The sequence below is a fragment of the Clostridium hydrogeniformans DSM 21757 genome, assembly GCF_000686705.1.
GTDB lineage: Bacteria > Bacillota > Clostridia > Clostridiales > Clostridiaceae > Clostridium_Z > Clostridium_Z hydrogeniformans.
Genome location: NZ_KK366005.1, coordinates 83082 through 102353, shown reverse-complemented (window position 1 = coordinate 102353; position 19272 = coordinate 83082). Strand labels below are relative to the sequence as shown.

General features: G+C 29.9%; 15 protein-coding genes. 11 read left to right on the top strand and 4 right to left on the bottom strand.

Annotation, left to right across the window (positions count from 1 at the left end):
* Positions 1–9 precede the first annotated feature (9 nt).
* Both hydE and BR69_RS0117540 read left to right on the top strand, forming a co-directional pair.
* Positions 10–1119, top strand: coding sequence for a [FeFe] hydrogenase H-cluster radical SAM maturase HydE (gene hydE, locus BR69_RS0117545; protein ID WP_027634374.1), 1110 nt, complete (start codon positions 10–12; stop codon positions 1117–1119).
* Between the two features lie 737 nt (positions 1120–1856).
* Positions 1857–3239 carry a rhodanese-like domain-containing protein gene (locus BR69_RS0117540; protein ID WP_027634373.1) on the top strand — a complete coding sequence of 461 codons (1383 nt, stop codon included), beginning with the start codon at positions 1857–1859 and terminating at the stop codon, positions 3237–3239.
* A 49-nt stretch (positions 3240–3288) separates the two neighbouring features.
* Here BR69_RS0117540 and BR69_RS0117535 read toward each other — a convergent pair whose 3' ends face one another.
* Positions 3289–4485 carry an alanyl-tRNA editing protein gene (locus BR69_RS0117535; protein ID WP_027634372.1) on the bottom strand — a complete coding sequence of 399 codons (1197 nt, stop codon included), beginning with the start codon at positions 4483–4485 and terminating at the stop codon, positions 3289–3291.
* 231 nt (positions 4486–4716) lie between these two features.
* Between BR69_RS0117535 and BR69_RS0117530 the strand changes: the two genes are divergently transcribed.
* The 9 genes from BR69_RS0117530 (at position 4717) to BR69_RS0117490 (ending at position 16822) form a co-directional block, all read left to right on the top strand.
* The gene (locus tag BR69_RS0117530; RefSeq protein ID WP_027634371.1) at positions 4717–5007 is read left to right on the top strand and encodes a hypothetical protein; all 291 of its coding nucleotides are present in this window, start codon (positions 4717–4719) and stop codon (positions 5005–5007) included.
* 131 nt (positions 5008–5138) lie between these two features.
* Positions 5139–5906, top strand: coding sequence for an aminoglycoside adenylyltransferase domain-containing protein (locus BR69_RS0117525; RefSeq protein ID WP_034850100.1), 768 nt, complete (start codon positions 5139–5141; stop codon positions 5904–5906).
* Positions 5907–6012: 106 nt separating this feature from the next.
* Positions 6013–8118: a sigma-54 interaction domain-containing protein gene (locus tag BR69_RS0117520; RefSeq protein WP_027634369.1), complete on the top strand. Its 2106-nt coding sequence runs from the start codon at positions 6013–6015 to the stop codon at positions 8116–8118.
* 742 nt (positions 8119–8860) lie between these two features.
* Positions 8861–10636, top strand: a complete 1776-nt coding sequence (gene iorA / locus BR69_RS0117515) for an indolepyruvate ferredoxin oxidoreductase subunit alpha (protein ID WP_027634368.1) — start codon at positions 8861–8863, stop codon at positions 10634–10636.
* Position 10637: 1 nt separating this feature from the next.
* A complete protein-coding gene (locus BR69_RS0117510; RefSeq protein WP_027634367.1) occupies positions 10638–11216 on the top strand; it encodes an indolepyruvate oxidoreductase subunit beta in 579 nt (192 codons plus the stop codon).
* 163 nt (positions 11217–11379) lie between these two features.
* Entirely contained in the window at positions 11380–12291 is a 912-nt protein-coding gene (locus tag BR69_RS0117505) for a bifunctional enoyl-CoA hydratase/phosphate acetyltransferase (protein ID WP_027634366.1), read from the top strand.
* 10 nt (positions 12292–12301) lie between these two features.
* Complete coding sequence (gene buk / locus BR69_RS0117500; RefSeq protein WP_027634365.1) at positions 12302–13366, top strand: butyrate kinase; 1065 nt, start codon at positions 12302–12304, stop codon at positions 13364–13366.
* A 430-nt stretch (positions 13367–13796) separates the two neighbouring features.
* Positions 13797–14678: a sulfite exporter TauE/SafE family protein gene (locus tag BR69_RS0117495; protein ID WP_027634364.1), complete on the top strand. Its 882-nt coding sequence runs from the start codon at positions 13797–13799 to the stop codon at positions 14676–14678.
* A gap of 500 nt (positions 14679–15178) precedes the next feature.
* Positions 15179–16822: an ATP-binding cassette domain-containing protein gene (locus BR69_RS0117490; protein ID WP_027634363.1), complete on the top strand. Its 1644-nt coding sequence runs from the start codon at positions 15179–15181 to the stop codon at positions 16820–16822.
* Between the two features lie 132 nt (positions 16823–16954).
* Here the strand turns inward: BR69_RS0117490 and BR69_RS0117485 are convergent, their stop codons facing one another.
* The 3 genes from BR69_RS0117485 to BR69_RS20800 all read right to left on the bottom strand — a co-directional run bounded on the left by BR69_RS0117485 (position 16955) and on the right by BR69_RS20800 (position 18964).
* Complete coding sequence (locus tag BR69_RS0117485) at positions 16955–17449, bottom strand: hypothetical protein (protein ID WP_027634362.1); 495 nt, start codon at positions 17447–17449, stop codon at positions 16955–16957.
* Positions 17450–17885: 436 nt separating this feature from the next.
* Positions 17886–18503 (bottom strand): NUDIX hydrolase, encoded by a 618-nt coding sequence (locus BR69_RS0117480; RefSeq protein WP_027634361.1) that lies wholly within the window; start codon positions 18501–18503, stop codon positions 17886–17888.
* Between the two features lie 62 nt (positions 18504–18565).
* Positions 18566–18964: a GNAT family N-acetyltransferase gene (locus BR69_RS20800; protein ID WP_242840715.1), complete on the bottom strand. Its 399-nt coding sequence runs from the start codon at positions 18962–18964 to the stop codon at positions 18566–18568.
* Positions 18965–19272 lie beyond the last annotated feature (308 nt).

Sequence of the window (19272 nt, the reverse complement as noted above, 5' to 3'; positions counted from 1 at the left end):
GGTGTAATTATGAAAGTTAGAAGTATAATAGACAAGCTGTATAAAGAAAATAATGCTACTAGTGAAGAGCTTTTATTTATCCTAAATAATTTGAATCCAGAGGATAAAGAATACCTGGTAGAGAAGGCTCATGAAACAAGGATGAGAACCTATGGTGATAAGGTCTATATGAGGGGACTTATTGAGTTTACTAACTATTGTGTACGTAATTGTGTTTATTGTGGTATTAGGGCAGAAAATAAGGATGCAGATAGATATAGACTTACAGAGGAACAAATTTTAGAATGTGCAGATTTAGGGGACTCTCTTGGGTATAAAACCTACGTACTTCAAGGGGGAGAAGACCCTTATTTCACAGATGAAAGAATGGTAAGTATAATTAAGAACATAAAAAAAAGACATCCTAAAAACGCCATTACTATTTCATTAGGAGAGAGAAGTTATGAGTCCTATGAAAAGATGTTTAAGGCTGGAGCAGATAGATATCTTCTAAGACATGAAACTGCTTCAAAAGAATTATATGATAAATTACATCCTAATGCTACCTTTGAAAATAGAAGAAAGTGTTTAGGGGATTTAAAGGAAATAGGATATCAAATTGGGGCTGGGTTTATGGTAGGAATACCAGGACAGACCAATGAGGATTTAGTAAAGGACCTTTTATATGTAAAGGAACTTCAGCCTCATATGTGTGGAATAGGGCCTTTTATTCCTCATAAGGATACTCCTCTTAAGGATTATGAAGGGGGAAGTCTTGAGGATACTACAACAATGCTGGCCTTAATTAGGCTTTTACTACCAGCTGTATTGCTTCCAGCAACTACAGCTCTTGGAAGCATTGATCCACAAGGAAGAGAAAAAGGAATAAAGGCTGGAGGAAATGTAGTTATGCCGAATCTTTCTCCAACTAATGTACGTGAAAAATATTCCTTATATGATGGAAAGATATGCACAGGGGATGAAGCAGCAGAATGTAGAAAGTGTATAGAAGGAAGAATTAATAGAGCAGGTTTTAAGGTGGAGATAACAAGGGGAGACAATGTTACCTTTGCACAGGAAAATAATATAGATCAAAAACCAGAGCCGGTGAATAATATTAATCTATCTTTTGTGAAGTAATATAGTGGTATTATGTTAAATATTAATTTATACTAATGAGATCTGATGGTTAAGTTTCAATTATCATATGGTATATCTATAAAGGTTTTTTAATTTAAATATGAGTGTAAGTTAAGGACTATGGAGTGACTTTAACTATGAGAATATGCATTTATTATGAATATTTAAGGGAAAGGGTAAATTTTTAATATTTTTATAGAAGTCATATTATCTAGAGAAATTATAAATAAAGTAGAACCAGCTATATTTTAGTATTATTAAGATTACTAAAGTATAGCTGATTTTTATTACTTAGATTTAGTATTCATCTATAATCTTAATTAAGAAGAGGGCTGTCTCAAGATTTTAAAACTCATTTACTAATAATTAAAATCTAGTAAGTGCAACATATTAATAAAGATTCACTTTATTTTTTATTTTTTGATAGATATGTATTAGAGTAAGAAAGCTATTTTATGATTTATTAATTTCTAGAGAGTAATATATGACTAGCCTTTCTTATTAAATTAAGTATTGATAATATCTATAGATAGTATATGAATTATTTAATAAAAGAATAACTGATTCTTTTAAAAGATGGTATTATAAATAAGGAATAAAAAATAAATTAAAAAGGATTAATAATAATAATATCTTTAAATATGATTATTAAGTAGCTTATTTAATTTTTATATTTAAGGATATAAGATACACTTTAGAATTTTTTATTAAGTTTAAAGTTTTAGGAGGAAATTACGGTGAGTAAAACAATAAGAAGTTTAGCTGTTGTTTTAGGATTGTCTTTAACTATATTTGCTTTATCTGCATGTGGTAAAAAAGAGGAGCCTAAAGTAGAAGTTAATACAAAAACAATCTCTACTAGTGATCTTAAAGATAAGGTAGGCAAAAGTGATTGGGTGATCGTAGATACAAGAGAGAATGATGCCTTTAATGGTTGGAAACTTGATGAGGTAACAAGAGGAGGACACATAAAAGGGGCAACAGATTTTTCTTCTGCTTGGCTCAAGGTGGACTCTAAGGAAAAGGATGCTACATTAGATGAGGCTTTAAAAACTAAGGGAATATCAACTGATAAGAATGTAGTTCTTTATGATGCCAATGGAAAAGATGCTAAGGAAGTATCAGAGTATTTAGCTAAAAAGGGATATAAAAATTTATATACATATGACGTTAAGGATTGGGCTAAGGATACAAGTCTTGATATGGAAGCTTATCCAAATCATCAAATGGTAGTACCTGTATCATGGGTAAAGGACTTAGTAGATGGAAAGAAACCAGAAACTTATAATGGAAAAGATTTCAAAGTATTTGAGGTTAGCTGGGGAGATGAAACAAAATCACCAGACTATTTAAAAGATGGTCATATAAAAGGAGCAGTACATATAAATACTGATGAAATTGAAGAAGGACCTCTTTGGAACCGTCTTTCAGATGATAAGCTTATAAAATTTGCTGAAGGTAAGGGAATAACATTAGATACTACAGTAGTATTATATGGGCCAGATAATACAGCAGCATATAGAGTTGCTTCTATATTAAAGTATTTAGGAGTTAAAGATGTTAGAGTATTAAATGGTGGAACTGCAAAATGGAAGGCAGCTGGATATGAGCTAGAAAAAGAGTCACAAAAAGCTACTCCAGTAGAAGCATTTGGAACAACTACACCATTAAATAAGGGATATATAATTGATATGCCTCAGGCTAAAGAAATATTAGCTGATAAAGAAGGCAGTAGATTAGTAGATATAAGAGCATGGGATGAACATATAGGTAAAATCTCAGGATATGATTATATTAAGGCAACAGGACGTCCAGCAGGAGCAGTTTGGGGTCATGCTGGTAAGGATTCATCAAGCTTACAAGATTACAGAAACTTAGATAACACTATGCGTAATAAAGATGAAATAATAGCTATGTGGAATGAATGGGATATTAAACCTGATCAAAAACTATCCTTCTTCTGTGGAACAGGCTGGAGAGCAGCAGAAGTATTATTATATGCTGATGTTATAGGAGTTAAGAATGCTTCAGTTTATGATGGTGGATGGAATGAATGGAGTGGAAACACTGGAAATGAAGCAGGTCCTGTAGAAACAGGAGAGCCTAAAAAACAACAATAGTCAATATAAAAAAAGTAGCTGACCTTTAAGGTTTAGCTACTTTTTTATATTAACTGTTTTTTATTTTTATAAAGGCAGTATTTAAGGCAGAATCTATATTACCATTGTCTTTTCCACCACCTTGGGCTAGGAATTCACTTCCACCACCTCTACCATCAATTAAAGTAATCACGTCCTTAAGAAGGGTGTTCATATTAAAGTTTTTTATATCCTTTGATTTTGAAAATATTAAGTTAGCCTTATCAGAAGATTTAACTGCTATTAAAGCAATGGTTTTAGGGTTTTCTGTGATCCTTGAAACTAGCTTATTTATGTATTTCATATCCTCATTATCATATATTTCTTTAACTATGGATATATCATCTATTTTCTCAGCAGAATCTATGATTTCACGAGTTTTATAGTTAGTTAGCTCTACTAAGGATTTTTTATTGACTTCTATAGCGTTTTTAAGTTCTTCATGTAAGCTTTTAATTCCCTTTATAGCATCTTCTTCGTTGGTATTTAAATATCTACATATAAGATTCATATAATGATCTTTTTTTAGAGAGTCCTGAACAGCTCTATTACCTGTTAAGAATTCTACTCTAGTAGCATTCTTATGTTTTTCCCATTTTCTTATTTTTATAGTTTGAAGTTCTAGGGTTGAGGAAGGGTGGACTCCACAGCAAGCATTTATATCTAAATCTTCTATTATAACTACTCTTATTTGCTCATCTGTTTTTGGAAGATCTCGTCTTAGATTTAGTTTTTTTAGTTCTTTTTTATTTGGTGTTAAAAATTCTACCTTTATATTACTGTGAATAATCTCATTTGCCATAGTTTCAGCTTTTCTAATGGTTTCTTCATCTAATATACCTTCTATATCTACTGTACTAATATCTTTACCTAGGTGAAAACCACAAGTATTAGCATTAAAAAGTTTAAAGAAGCATCCGGAAAGTACATGCTGGCCTAGATGTTGCTGCATACCATCAAATCTCTTTTTCCAATCTAGAGAGCATTTAACTCTATGAATTTTAATAGGCTTTTTTTCAGTAACATGATATATAACTCCATCCTTTTCATAGATCTCTATAACTGGAAGGTTCTCTATAAGTCCTTCATCACAAGGTTGACCTCCTCCGCCAGGAAAGAAAGCTGTTTTATCTAGAACCACGTGAAATTTATTATCTATTTCTTTTATATCTAAAACCTCTGCCACAAACTCTTTAATATATTGATTTTCATAATAAAGTTTTTCCACTTAACACGACTCCTTTATTAGTTCATTATGTAATTAATACTATTGTATCTATAAATTGAAATTAATTAAAGTCTAAGAAATATATAAGAACATAAGATGAGGTATATAAGATAAGACATATAAGGATAAAATTGGTACAATAGAGATGTATAGTATAAGTTCTATTCTTAAACTGTAAGAGTCAATGTATTTAGATAAAGAAAGTTTTAGGTAAGATATTAGGAGGGAAATATGTTTAGCATAATAAATAAATATAAAATATCTATTCTTTGGACAATAAGTCTAATAGTATTGTTTGGAAGTATATTAATAGCTCAGTTTAAGCCGTTTAATCAGGTAGCATCAGCTGTAATTATATTTATCTCATTTGGTTCTGCACTCCTTGCAATGATTTTTATGAATTTAAAAAGAAATAATAAAGATTCAAGAATTAAGGTAGTTATATATGCTATATTAATAGGAATTCTTTTTCTAGAACGAATCTTCCTTCAGATGGTGTTCTTTCCATCATCTGAAGGTTAGATGAGTTAATCTAGGGTTGTCGCAACTGTTATCCCCAACCTCTCAGAGGATAGGGGATTACAGGTGGTAGCCATCAGATAAGAGCATTTATAAAGTTATTTTAAGTAGCAATGAATAAAAGAGAGGTATTTATGAGAACTATAGAAAATATATTAAAGGAATTTAAAAATAAATATTGTAATATACTTAGAGAAAACCTTGTGGGTATTTATCTTCATGGTTCGTTAGCCATGGGATGTTTTAATTATTACACCAGTGATATAGATATTTTAGTAGTGGTTAATAAAGATATGGAATTAGAAATTAAAAGAAAACTTATTAATGTGATCTTAGAATTATCTAAAGATGGGCCTGAAAAGGGATTTGAAGTAAGTGTCATCCTCTATAAGCACAGTAAGAATTTTATTTATCCAACACCTTTTTTACTTCACTATTCAAAGGAATATAATTATAGATATTTAAGTGATTCTGAATTTATCTGCGGGAATTCTGTGGACAAGGATCTAGCAGCCCATATGGTGATAACAAGGAAAAGAGGGATTTGCCTAGTAGGAAAACCTATAGAAGAAGTATTTCAGGAAGTTCCAAAGGAGTATTATATTGATTCTATTATAGGAGATATTGAAGGGGCAAGGGAGAGTATAGTAGAGAACCCTATATATAATATTCTTAATTTATGTAGAGTATTATATTACTTAAAAGAAGAAGCCATATGCTCTAAAAAAGAAGGAGGACAATGGGCTTATTCTAATATGAATAAAAGATATAAGGAAATTGTAAAGTCAGCTATGGAATTGTATGAGAATAAGGATAAGAAAATAGAATTTAGTTCAGAGGAATTAGTTGATTTTGCAGATTTTATCCTTAGAGAAATTAAAGGGCATATAAATATTATTTAATATGTGTTTTATATAAGAGGAAATAATTAAGGTGTATAGAAATTACATAGTAAAATGTAATCTTAAAAATTAATTATTTAAACAAAGGGGAAAAGAGGGGGAAACAATGGAAAAAACTTTAGCTCTTATAAGTAATGCCTTAGAAACAGCTAATGTATATTGTGAGCAAATAGAAAGTTTATTTGAGAATAATGTTAGGGTTAATAAATATATAATTAATGATAATGCAATTAAAGATAATTTAAAGGAAGATTTAATACTAATTCCGTCTTATGACGTATTTCAAAGGATAAAATCTAATATAAGTTCTAGTAGTCAGGTTTTATTTTATAAAAGAACCATTTCAAAAGAAGGATTAAAAACCTTAGCTAATCTTGAAAAAGATACAGAAATAATATTTGTAGATGAAAATATAGATATGGCAACTGCAATGACATCAATAATTTATGAAGTAGGACTTAGAAGATTAAATATTATACCAGTATCTTTAGAAGAGAGTAAAACTCTTGAAAATAAAATTATAGTAACTTTAAGTCACTTAAAATCTAATATTATTAAAAGAAATAGGGTAATAAATATTGGAAGTAGTTTTTTAGATGGTATTACCATAATAAATATTGGATTTAGATTAAACCTAGATCATATAATAGCTAGAAAAGATATAAGAAGAAATTATAAGGATTTTGTTCCAGCTAATATTGGACTTCAAAGGGTACTTACTAAGCTGAATAAATTTAATGGACAGTTAGAGGAATTACTTAAGGTTATAGATGATGGGGTTATAGTTATAGATCCAAAGGGACATGTACTTTCTTACACAGAGGGAGCACAGGAAATAATGAAGGTTAGTGATGAGGAAGCTTATAGTAGAAATGGGATAGAAGTATTTTCAGATATACCTTTTCTAGAGGTTATTAAAACAAGAAAAGAAATTAAAGATAGACTTATAAAAATACATAACCACGATGTAATAATGTCAGTTATTCCTATAATTAATTCTAAGAGACCTTATGGTGCAGTAGCCATTATTAAAAAATTTAGTGAGGCAGAATTAAAGCAGCATAAACTAAGAGTTGCTTTAATTGGAAGGGGATATAAGGCAAAATACAGTTTTAATAATATAATTGGAGAAAGTGAAGTTATAAAAAAGGCAAAGGATGATGCCTTAAAGATGGCGAAATCTAACTCTACCATAGTTATAACAGGGGAAAGTGGTACTGGTAAGGAGCTTTTTGCCCAAGCTATTCATAATAGTTCTAAAAGGAGAGAGTATCAGTTTGTAGCTGTAAATTGTGGAGCATTGCCTGAAAGTCTTTTAGAAAGTGAATTATTTGGGTATGAAGATGGGGCTTTCACAGGAGCACGTAAGGGAGGAAAACCAGGACTTTTTGAATTAGCTCATAGGGGAACTTTGTTTTTAGACGAAATTGGAGAAATGTCTTTAAATATACAAGCAAGGCTTTTAAGAGTTCTTCAAGAAAGAGAGGTTATGAGAATAGGTGGGGACAGGATGATAAATGTAGATATACGTTTAATAGCAGCCACCCACAAAGATTTATTAGATATGGTGGATAAGGGGGAATTTAGGGAAGACTTATATTATAGATTAAATGTACTTAAACTTCATGTGCCTAGATTAAATCATAGAAAAGATGACATAATGCTTCTTATAGAAAAATTTAAAAGAGAATTTAGATTTGACTTTAAGTTAAGTGATGAAGCTAAAACAGCTTTTTTAGAACATAACTGGAGAGGAAATATTAGAGAACTTAGAAATTATATAGAACATATAACTAGCCTGGAAATAAGTGAGGTTAGTGTAGCAGATTTACCTTTTAATGTGGATAAGTCTTTTAGAGACTATAAAAAAGAGAAAAATAAGAATTTATATGAAGATAGAAATAGAGAGATATATGAAGATGAAGATAAGGAGCTATTTAATAATATAGCTAAGAGTTTAGGAAAACATTTCAATCGACACATACTAGTATTAGAGGAACTAAAAGAAGGTTTTTATAAAAATAAAAGATTAGGAAGAAGAAGTATTTTAGAAGGGCTTAACAATAAAAATGTTTTTATAACTGAACAAGAGATAAGAGGAATACTAGGAAGCTTAGAAGAATATGGAATTGTTGAGATATTTAAAGGAAGAGGGGGAACCCTTATAACAGAGTTTGGAATAAGCTTTTTAGACTATATGGAAAATAGATAGGCTTATTAAATATTTTAATATATAAGCTAAAGGTTTATCTTATAAGAATAATGTAAAGATAATTGGAAAGGTAAGTTAATAATTAAGAAGTGTTTATAGGGAAATTAAGGACTATTTCATAATGCATAGATATGTATTATGAGATAGTCTTTTTTATGGGGTAAAAGGGAGAATAATATAACCCATTGAACCTATTGAACCGATTACATAGACTTATAATCAGAAAGCTAGGAAAAATCCATATAAAAGATAAAGTTTTATTAAAAAAAGTTTCTTATTAGTTTTATGTTTATTGGAAATAAGTTTAAGAAGAGATAATGGGAGAGAAGAACATTATAACCTTGTATTTAAGAGATTTATGATGAACTTAAAAAATCTATATATAGACACTATTTTCTAAGTTTGTGGAATTAAAAGGAAAAAGTTTTAAGTTTCAAATAATAAATTTTGAAAACTATTTCATATTGGCATAGGAGTTGCTTTAGTATTTTACAGATTATGAATACAATGAAGTTTTTATAATCACACCTTAGACATGTTTAAGGATAACTAATGGCTAAGTTAGTGTATTTTGTGTTATGGAGCTTTAAAGATTTATTAAAAAGTAAACCTTTAGTTGTAAGATTTAAGATAGAGTATATTTATTTAAATACACAGAATGCATTAGCTTTCTTTCATTAAGTGTTATCCATCTGTCTTACATAAAATAGTGATTTATGAATGATTAAAGGGGAGTGTTTGTATGAAAAAATTACTTACAGGTAATGAGGGAATCGCCCTTGGTGCTTATGAGGCAGGAGTAAGCTATGCTAGTGCATATCCAGGAACTCCAAGTACAGAGATATTAGAGAATATTTCTGCATATAAGGGAGAAATAATAGCTGAATGGGCTTCAAATGAAAAAGTTGCTTTAGAGAATGCTATAGGAGCTTCTATTGCAGGAGCTAGAACTTTAGCAGCTATGAAGCATGTTGGAGTAAACGTTGCAGCAGACCCATTATTTACTTTTGCTTATACTGGAGTTAACGGGGGACTTGTTTTAATATCAGCAGACGATCCAGGATTACACTCATCACAAAATGAGCAAGATAACAGAAACTATGCAAAGTTTGCTAAATTAGCAATGTTAGAGCCAAGTAACAGCCAAGAGAGTAAAGACATGGTTAAGGCTGCTTTAGATATAAGTGAAAAATTTGATACACCAGTACTTTTAAGAATGACTACAAGAGTATGTCATGGTAAGACTCTTGTAGAAGAGGGAGAAAGAATAGCACAAACTAAGAAGCCATATGTAAAGAATCTTCAGAAGTTTGATGCTGTACCAGCAGTAGCTAAAAGGTTACATGTTGTGGTAGAAGAGAGACTTAAAACATTAGAAGATTTCTCTAATAATACTGAGTTAAACTATGTAGAATTTAATGATAAAAAGATAGGAATAGTTGCTGCAGGAGTAGCTTACCAATATGCTAAAGAAGTCTTTGGAGATAAGGCATCTTACTTTAAGGTAGGATTTAGTTATCCAATGCCAATGAATAAGATTAGAGAATTTGCATCTCAAGTTGAGAAGTTATATGTAATAGAAGAACTTGAGCCATTTATGGAAGAGCAAATTAAAGCTTCTGGAATTCAGTGTACAGGTAAAGAATTAATTCCAAGAGTAGGGGAGTTAAATCCAGATATAATTGCTGAGGCTATTTTAGGAGAAAAAAGAGAAGTAATTGAGTACGATAAAGAATTAGTTGTAGGTAGACCACCAACACTTTGTGCAGGATGTCCTCATAGAGGATTCTTTGTAGAACTTGCTAAAAAGAAAAATGTAATGATAACAGGAGATATAGGGTGTTATGCATTAGGTGGTATGGATCCTTTATATGCTAAGGATACTTGTATATGTATGGGAGCTAGTATCAGTATGGGACATGGTGCTCAAAAAGTATTCAATAAATTTAATGAGAATATGAGAACAGTATCAGTTATAGGTGACTCTACTTTCTTCCATACAGGAATAAACAGCCTTATAAGTGCTGTTTATAATAAAAGCAACACTGTAGTATGCATACTTGATAACAGAATCACTGGTATGACAGGTCACCAAGAAAACCCTGGTACAGGTTATACCCTTCAAGGAGAAGAAACTAGCATAATAGATATAGAAGCATTAGTAAAAGCTGTTGGGGTAGAACATGTTAAAACTGTAAATCCTCTTAACTTAGAAGAAGTAAGAGAAACTCTTAATAAGGCAATGGAATTAGATGAGGTTAGCGTAATAATAACTAGATGGCCATGCGTATTAAAGAGAAAGTCAGAGGCTGATAAGAAAGAATTTGGAGATAAGTTCTCAAAATGTGTGGTAAGTGATAAGTGTGTGGGATGTAGAGCTTGCGTTAGAACAGGATGCCCTTCATTACACTATGATAAGGATACTAAGAAGGTAACTATAGATAAGAACCAATGTGTTGGTTGTGAAGTTTGTAAGCAAGTATGTCCAGTAAAAGCTATAAGTAAGGTTGGTGAATAAGATGTCAGATATAAAGAGCGTATTATTAGTAGGTGTTGGAGGACAAGGAACAATATTAGCAAGTAAGATATTATCTGCAGGTCTTTTAAAGGCAGGATATGATGTTAAGATGTCAGAGGTTCATGGTATGGCACAAAGAGGGGGAAGTGTTACTACTCAAGTAAGATATGGCAAGGAAGTTTTCTCTCCTATAATAGGAACAGGACAAGCAGATATAATAGTTTCCTTTGAAGCAATGGAAGCCTTAAGATGGATTGAAAATCTAAAGGTTGGAGGAAAGGTGGTAGTTAACGATTATAAAATACCTTCAGCTCCAATACTATCAGGAAAATTTGACTATCCAGTTAATGTTATAGATGAATTAAAAAGAAGAGCTAATACAACAGTTGTAGCTGCATCAAAGCTTGCAGAAGAAATTGGAAACATTAAGACTATGAACATCATTCTTTTAGGGACATTAATTAAATCTATGAACCTAACTGAAATAGAGTGGGAGAGCATAGTAAAAGAAAATGTTAAAGAGAAGTTTATTGATATAAACTTAAAGGCTTTAAAATTAGGTATGGAATTAGGACAATAAAAATTATTTTAATAAATTAAAAACTTATAGATAATTGGGGATTTTATGCTATGTGATTAGTTATAGAATGATTTCAAAATTTACTAAAAATAGTTACATGGTATAAAGCAACCCCTATTATCTAAAGAGTATTTTCTACTAGAGGGTAAAAAGGAGAAGGATTATGGCTTTAAAGGATTTTAATGAATTAATAAAAAAAGTACAAGGCTTTACAGCTAAGAAGAAAGTAGCAGTAGTTGTAGCAGAAGATGAGCATACCCTAGAAGCTGTTTTTCAAGGGGTAGATAATAATATAGTAGACCCTATACTTATAGGGAATAAAAAGGCAATAAAAGAAGTTCTAGATAACTTAAATAGAAATATAGACCATGAAAACATCATAGATATATGTGACCATAGTGAGGCAGCAGAAAAAGGTGTAGAACTAATAAACATAGGTAAGGCAGACTTCTTAATGAAGGGTAAAATTCAGACTAAAGATCTTTTAAAGGCTGTAGTTAATAGAGAAAAAGGACTTAGAACAGGAAGCATAATTTCTCATATAGCTATTAATGAAGTACCTACCTATCACAAGATTTTAATAACTACAGATGGGGGCATGAATCTAAATCCTAGTCTAGAAGAAAAGAAACAAATCATTGATAATGCAGTTAATACTTTATTAAACCTAGGCTATGAAAAGCCTAATGTAGCAGTTTTAGCAGCAGTTGAAAATGTTAATCCTAAAATGATTGAATCAGTGGATGCTAAAGCGTTAAAGAATATGAATGAAGATGGAGTTATAAAAAACTGTTTTGTAGAAGGACCTATATCTTATGATTTAACTTTCAGCAAGGAAGCGGCAGAGATAAAAGGTTTTTCAAGTCCGGTAGTAGGAGAGGCTGATATTTTAGTAGTTCCTAATATAACTGCAGGAAATATTCTAGGAAAGGCTCTTATTCATTCTGCTAATGCTAAGATGGCAGGGTTAATTGTTGGAGCTAAGGTTCCTATAGTTCTTACATCTAGAGGATCTAGTGCAGAGGAGAAATATTTATCTATTGCCCTAGCAGCAGCAGTATCAAAGAAAGATTAGGGGGATTACTATGAGTTTTAAAATACTTGCTATAAATCCAGGATCTACATCCACAAAGGTTGCTGTGTATGAGGATAATAAGGAAGTTTTTCAAAAGAATATAGAACATGCCTCAGAACAGCTAGCCAAGTATGATAATATTGTAGATCAATTTGAAATGAGATATGAAGAAATTCTAAATATATTAAGGGAAAATAACTTTGATATAAATGAATTATCAGCAGTAGTTGGGAGAGGGGGACTTCTTCCGCCTGTAAAGTCAGGAGCTTACAGAGTAAACGAAGCTATGGTAAATAGACTTAAATACAACCCAGTTGTGGAGCATGCTTCTAACCTAGCGGCTATAATAGCCTTTAGTATATCACAAAAACTAGGAATAGAATCTTATATTTATGATTCCGTAGCTGTAGATGAATTAGAGGCCATAGCTAGAATTTCTGGAATGAAGGATATTGAAAGAAAGAGTTTTTCTCATGTATTAAATATGAGAGCAGTGGCTATGAAAGTATCTGAAACCATAGGAAAGCCTTATGGAGAATTAAATCTTATTGTAGCTCATTTAGGGGGAGGTATATCTATTAGTATTCATAAAGGTGGAAAAATAATAGATATAGTTTCTGATGATGAGGGTCCTTTTTCTCCAGAAAGGGCTGGTAGGGTTCCGTGTAAAGATTTAATAAGCCTTTGCTATAAAAATGATGAAAAGATTATGAAGAAGAAGCTAAGAGGAAAAGGTGGACTAATATCTTATTTAGATACTAGTAATGCTTTAGAAGTAGAAGGAAGAATAAAAGATGGAGATGATTATGCAAAGCTTGTGTATGAGGCTATGGCATATCAAATTGCCAAAGGAATTGGAGAACTTTCTACAGTTGTTAATGGAAAAGTAGATGGGGTAATAATAACTGGAGGAATAGCTCACTCAAAACTTATGACTGGTTGGATTAAGGACAGGGTAGAATTTATTGCCCCTACTTATATTGTACCAGGAGAAAATGAACTTGAATCCCTTGCTTTAGGTACATTAAGAGTTCTTAAAGGGGAAGAAGAGGCAAGAGAATATAATCTAGATTAATAAAAAATAAAATTATTAAAGCCCATAAAACTTAATTTTCACAAAGATATATTTTAAATTTCTAAGTCTCCCTTATAATGTTAGTATCTTAGGGGTTTATCCTGAAAATTTATGTACTCACATTCATCTTATGGCTAGGGCTGTAACACCACCATCCTCTAAAGGTAGGGAATAACAGTTGCTATGCCACTAGATTAACTCATCTAACCTTCAGATTGTGTAGAGAACACCATCTGGAGGAAGATTCGTTCTATATTAAAGCTCAGTAAAATTTTCTACATCCAAGGATAGATCATAAATAGAATTCTAATAATTTTATAAGGGAGATAAACAATATTTTAGAAAGATAGTGTTTAAAAATATAATAAGTGAATAACAAGGATTAAAAATAGATAACCACTTAAAGTTTATAAAATTAGGGGGAAGTGTTATGACACAGGTTGTATTTGCTATACTTATATGTATAACTTTATATTTTGGAATATTATTTGTAAAAGATTTCATAAAAACTAAGAAGGAAGGTAAGCTAGAAAAGGGAAACTTTTTAGCCTTAGGTCTTTCAGGACTCATAACAAATTTTTTAGGAGCCTTAGGAATCGGAGGGTTTGCAATATTAATGGCAATACTTAGATTCTTTAAGTTATCAGAAGATAAAACCCTACCAGGAACTCTTAATGTATCTTGTACTATCCCAGTAGTTGTGCAAGCTATGATATTTATAACTGTTATAAAGGTTGATGCTTTAACCTTATTTTCTATGCTAATATCAGCAGCAATAGGAGCTTTTGTTGGAGCTGGAATAGTGTCAAAGTTTGATGAGAAAAAGGTACAAATAGGTATGGGAATAGCTTTGGCTATGGTTGCATTAACCATTCTTTTAGGACAACTTAACCTTATGCCAGTAGGTGGAACAGCATCAGGATTATATGGTGGAAAGCTTATATTTGCTGTAATGGTAAACTTTGTACTTGGAGCATTAATGACTTTAGGTATAGGTCTTGTAGCACCTTGTATGGCTTTGGTATGCGCCCTTGGAATGGATCCAAAGCTTGCATTTCCTATAATTATGGGATCTGCTGCTTTTGTAATGCCGGTTGCTTCAGTTAAGTTTGTATCAAAGGGAGTATATGATAGAAAAGCTTCCATGGCAATTACATTATTTGGTCTTGTAGGCGTATTTATAGCTGTTTATCTTGTTAAAAATATGAATATGGTAGTGTTAAAATGGCTTGTAATAGTTGTTTTAATATATACTTCTATAAATATGTTTAGAGCAGCTGTAAAGAATAAAAGAAAAAAAGCCACTAGTTAGTAAATATAAACCTCTATAAACCGATTTATGGAAATCGTAAGAGACTTTCTATAAGAGATAGTTCTATTGATTTGAAGATTAAAACATCTTATTTTTAGGTATGAAAATAGTAATGGTTATATTATTAGTATTTAGAAATTAAATACGGCAGTAATGGGATAAGCACGGTATGAATTTATGAAATAAAACTTTTTATAAAGTAAAATATATGATTGAATTTTGATTATATATGAAAGCCTATATATTAAATTGCTTTGCAATCTAATATATAGGCTAATTTATTTTATATTAGGTTTTAGTAGTTAAGATAGAATAATAAATAGATTTTTAGAGTCCAATATGTTAGGAGAAATTTTCTGAATTAGAATAAAGAGTCTACTAGCGCTTCAGTAGAAATCTAGAAAGACAATTTATTTGAAAAATATTGAAAATAAATAATAAAATGGTATACTGTTTTTAATGATTTAACATTAATTGGTTGCATAGAGAGGGGAATACACTTGAAAAAATATTTGTATCAAATAAAGTTTTTTATTTTTATGAGGGTTTTATGTGATGGAATTATGGCATTATCCATAGCGGCATTACCAGCACTACAAAAACAGTTATTTGATTTGTTAACAGGTGATGATGTGAGAATAAATTCTTTTGTTACAATAATAGTTATATATGCTATATGTCTGTTATTAGAAGTGGTGTTTTGTTATTTATCAATGATTTTTAACTGGAAGGGTAATTTGAAATTTGAGCAATCATTAAAAAAAGATTTCTTTAGATCGATTTTCAGTTATAAATATGAGGAGTTTTCTAAAAAGGAGATTGGAGAATATATATCTATTCAAGGAAATGATATAACAGCTCTTGAACAAGATTATTTAACACCCTTGGTAGATATAATACAAGCTACTAATAAAATTATAATCTTTGGTATATTTTTATTCTTAAATGTAGATTGGAGAATTTCAATTGTAATACTTTTAGGATCTGTATTTACCATAATAATCCCAAAGGTTGCTTCAAATCATTTAGCTAATAAACGAAATGCTTATTTAAATCAAATGGGTCTTTATGTTTCAAGAATTAAAGATTTTCTTGAAGGATTTAAAGTTATTCAAAGTAGAACAAGAAATAGTATGAATATAGAACATGAGAAGTCATTAAATAAAACAACTGCTATGAGATTTAAATATGGTAAATTTAAATGTTTAACAATGGCTTTAGAGCATTTAAGTTTAAACTTTGTAAGTGCAGTTGCTTTTATAATTGCAGCAGTTTTATTATTTAAGAAGGAAATAACCCTAGGTACATGTGTAGCCACCTTTGGTTATATTAATAGTTTTATTGGACCTATTAATGATTTTATGTATGATTTTAATGCTGTAAGTTCTTTAAAGCACACAAAAGAGAAAATACTTTCCTATCTAAAAGAAATTCCAAATGATAACTTAACTATTAAAAAGGAATTTAATGACCATATTATATTTGAAAATGTAAGCTTTGATTATAAAGGTTTTTCATTAAAAAATCTTAGTTGTAAATTTGAAAAAGGTAAGAAATATGCATTGATTGGACATAATGGTTCTGGAAAATCCACTTTAATTAATATGCTTATGGACTATATTACCCCAACCTCTGGTATCATTAAAATTGATGGAGAAAATATAAATTCTTTAGATTCAGCGAGTATTATGTATTGCCTTAATCAACATGAACATATATTCTTAGGGGACTTTATGGACAATGCCACAGTGTTTTCCTCTTACAGTGAATCAGATGTAAATAACACAACTAATAAATTAAAACTTAATATAGTAGATGTTATAAGATCTAAAAATAATTCTGATAAGTTAAGTGGAGGGGAGAAACAGACATTAGCAATTATAAGAATGCTCACTGCAAATACAGATATATGTCTTATGGATGAACCTTTTTCAGCCATTGATGCAAAAACAACTGAATTATTAGAGGATACTCTTCTTAATATGAAGGATAAAACTATAATAATGGTTACTCATAAATTATCGGAGGACTTACGCAAATTTGATGAAATACTTCTTATGGAAAATGGAGAAATAATTCAAAAAGGGTCATTTGAAGAAATTTACAAAACAGAACAGTTTAAAAATTTAAAAAAAATTTCTTGAGTTCGAATATGAGTAATCAGTGTTAGTATAATAATGGTATATATAATGAGAAATACAAAAGAGAGTAAGAGGTAACTTGTATTACTTAGATTACTCTCTTTAGTTTATAAACTTTTAAAAGCACATAAAAACTTATTTGAATTTTTTAAATATATCTATGGGAGTATCTTCAGAAAATCCAGTAAACTCATCTATGGTATAGTCATATACTAATTCATTTTTCATAACTATAAATAGGGCAGAGCTATCTGCTTCTTCTTCTGGAAGTTTAGGTATATATAAATAAACTTTTTTTATGGATTCTTTGTCTTTATATATTTCTTTATAGGTTACTTCATAGGTAGGATTACCAAAGGTATTTAGTACAAAATCTTGAGATTTGCCAATAAGATCTTCTTTAGCAGTCTTATTAAATTTTTTAAGGTAGGTTTTAGGAATTGGACCATTTATAAAGTGCATACTTTCCTTAGCAATATAAATTTTTTCTAATGGATTCTCTTCAGTGCTTTCAGCAAGTAAGGTTTCAGGTAAAACATTTAAATCTGTAGGAACAAAAAATATTAGATATCCACTTATTATAATTAATATTATAAATATACTTAGCAAATACTTTTTTGCTTTCTCCATAGGGTACCTCCTAATAAATTTTTAAAATATGAATTAAAACTAAGTTAGATAAGATTAGATAAGTTAGAAATATTTTATTTAAATAAAGAATTTACTATGATTATAGCCTTAAAATTAAGAAATATAAGAGAGAAGAATATGATTTAGATAATATTATTGTACAATATAATAACATATTTTTCCAGTGGATAAAATTTTATATGAGTAAATGAGGTGAGAATTAATTAAAAATATATTTTACTAATCATATTATGAATTAAGTATATAATAGGACAACTTCTTTATATTTATATATAATCCATTAGTTTATAAATGAGACTATGATATGAATGGGTATAGGGTTTAGATATTTATATTTAAGGTATATACCTCTTTAATGATTATAAGGAGGTATATACCTTAAAAGATAGAAGAAATTATATAGTTACAAGTATAATTAATCAAATATGGTGTCTTTATTAGGATCAGTTAAAAAGTCGAAAATCATCTCTATTTGAGTTCTAGTATTTCTACCTAATGAAAGAGGAGGCAATTCCTCTAGGGAGAAAAAACCTACATCACTGGTTTCAATGCCAGGGCATATCTCTCCAGATAGAAATTCACATAATATGAAAAGTTTATATGTATGATAAGGGGATGGCGGGTGAGGATGACATTTTTTATCAAGAACAGCAAGAAGCTTTTTAGGCTTTGTTAAAATAGATGCCTCTTCCTTAATTTCTTTAACTATAATTTCAGAAGGGGATAGTCCCACATCAGCCCATCCTCCAGGTAAGGACCATTTATTATCTAATTCTTCTTTAACCATAAGAACTTTATTATCCTTAAATACAACCCCTCTTATATCTACTTTAGGAGTTGCATAACCAGTTTCTCTAGCAAATAAGTCTTTAATTTCTTCTATGGGAGTGTGAGAGATTTTATTCATAATTTCAGAGCTAAGATATCTAAGTTCTTCATATCTCTCTATATCATACTTATCCTTACAATAAGTCAGTCCAGATTGAGATAAGGCTTGAAGTTTTTTAGCTACTTCTATTAAATAATTACTCATAAATTAACCCTCCAATAATTATTTTCAAATTTAACATAATTTAATTTCTTGAGATAGTTAAATTAAGATAATCTATAAAATCCATTATTTTCACTACAGTGAAATCCAAAACTTTTATAGAATTTATCTAGGTCTTTAAAGGCAATCAAGCCAATAATGGCCTCCTTTGAATAATTGGTTTTTATATGATTTATTAAAGCATTCATAATTTTACTACCTAATTTTATACCTTGGAACTTAGGGTCTACTATTATATCTTGAATATAAAATACAGTTCCAGAGTCTCCAATAATTCTTCCAAATCCAATGATACTATGATTGTATTCTAAGCATATACAATATAAAGAGTTTTTAAGACCTACTTCAATACTTTTATCATCAAGTATTTTCCAACCTACAGATTTTCTTAATCTTATGTATTCTTCCCTAGAAGGAGTTCTTTCCTTTAGTGTTATATTCATAATTAAAACCTCCATAAGCATATTTAAATATTATTCATAATTTTACCATATAGCGCAATACATTGGAACTTAGGATCTAGGATTATATTTAGAATATAAAATATAACCCTGTAACATCCAAAAAATGTATAAAATCAATGGTATTAAAATTATATTTTAAGCATATATAATTGTCCATAATCTGAGGATCAAGCATTTTCTCACATTTATGTATCCTTTATTAGAAAAAATCACTTTTTTAAGCCATAAATTATACATTAAAGCCTGAATGAATATTATTACAAAATAAATATATTATAATGATATTC

What these genes read in the sequence shown, in the direction of transcription:
- hydE (WP_027634374.1), top strand. Translation starts at nt 10, where the DNA reads ATGAAAGTTAGAAGTATAATAGACAAGCTGTATAAAGAAAATAATGCT.
- BR69_RS0117530 (WP_027634371.1), top strand. Translation starts at nt 4,717, where the DNA reads ATGTTTAGCATAATAAATAAATATAAAATATCTATTCTTTGGACAATA.
- BR69_RS0117525 (WP_034850100.1), top strand. Translation starts at nt 5,139, where the DNA reads ATGAGAACTATAGAAAATATATTAAAGGAATTTAAAAATAAATATTGT.
- BR69_RS0117520 (WP_027634369.1), top strand. Translation starts at nt 6,013, where the DNA reads ATGGAAAAAACTTTAGCTCTTATAAGTAATGCCTTAGAAACAGCTAAT.
- iorA (WP_027634368.1), top strand. Translation starts at nt 8,861, where the DNA reads ATGAAAAAATTACTTACAGGTAATGAGGGAATCGCCCTTGGTGCTTAT.
- BR69_RS0117510 (WP_027634367.1), top strand. Translation starts at nt 10,638, where the DNA reads ATGTCAGATATAAAGAGCGTATTATTAGTAGGTGTTGGAGGACAAGGA.
- BR69_RS0117505 (WP_027634366.1), top strand. Translation starts at nt 11,380, where the DNA reads ATGGCTTTAAAGGATTTTAATGAATTAATAAAAAAAGTACAAGGCTTT.
- buk (WP_027634365.1), top strand. Translation starts at nt 12,302, where the DNA reads ATGAGTTTTAAAATACTTGCTATAAATCCAGGATCTACATCCACAAAG.
- BR69_RS0117495 (WP_027634364.1), top strand. Translation starts at nt 13,797, where the DNA reads ATGACACAGGTTGTATTTGCTATACTTATATGTATAACTTTATATTTT.
- BR69_RS0117485 (WP_027634362.1), bottom strand. Translation starts at nt 17,449, where the DNA reads ATGGAGAAAGCAAAAAAGTATTTGCTAAGTATATTTATAATATTAATT.
- BR69_RS0117480 (WP_027634361.1), bottom strand. Translation starts at nt 18,503, where the DNA reads ATGAGTAATTATTTAATAGAAGTAGCTAAAAAACTTCAAGCCTTATCT.
- BR69_RS20800 (WP_242840715.1), bottom strand. Translation starts at nt 18,964, where the DNA reads ATGAATATAACACTAAAGGAAAGAACTCCTTCTAGGGAAGAATACATA.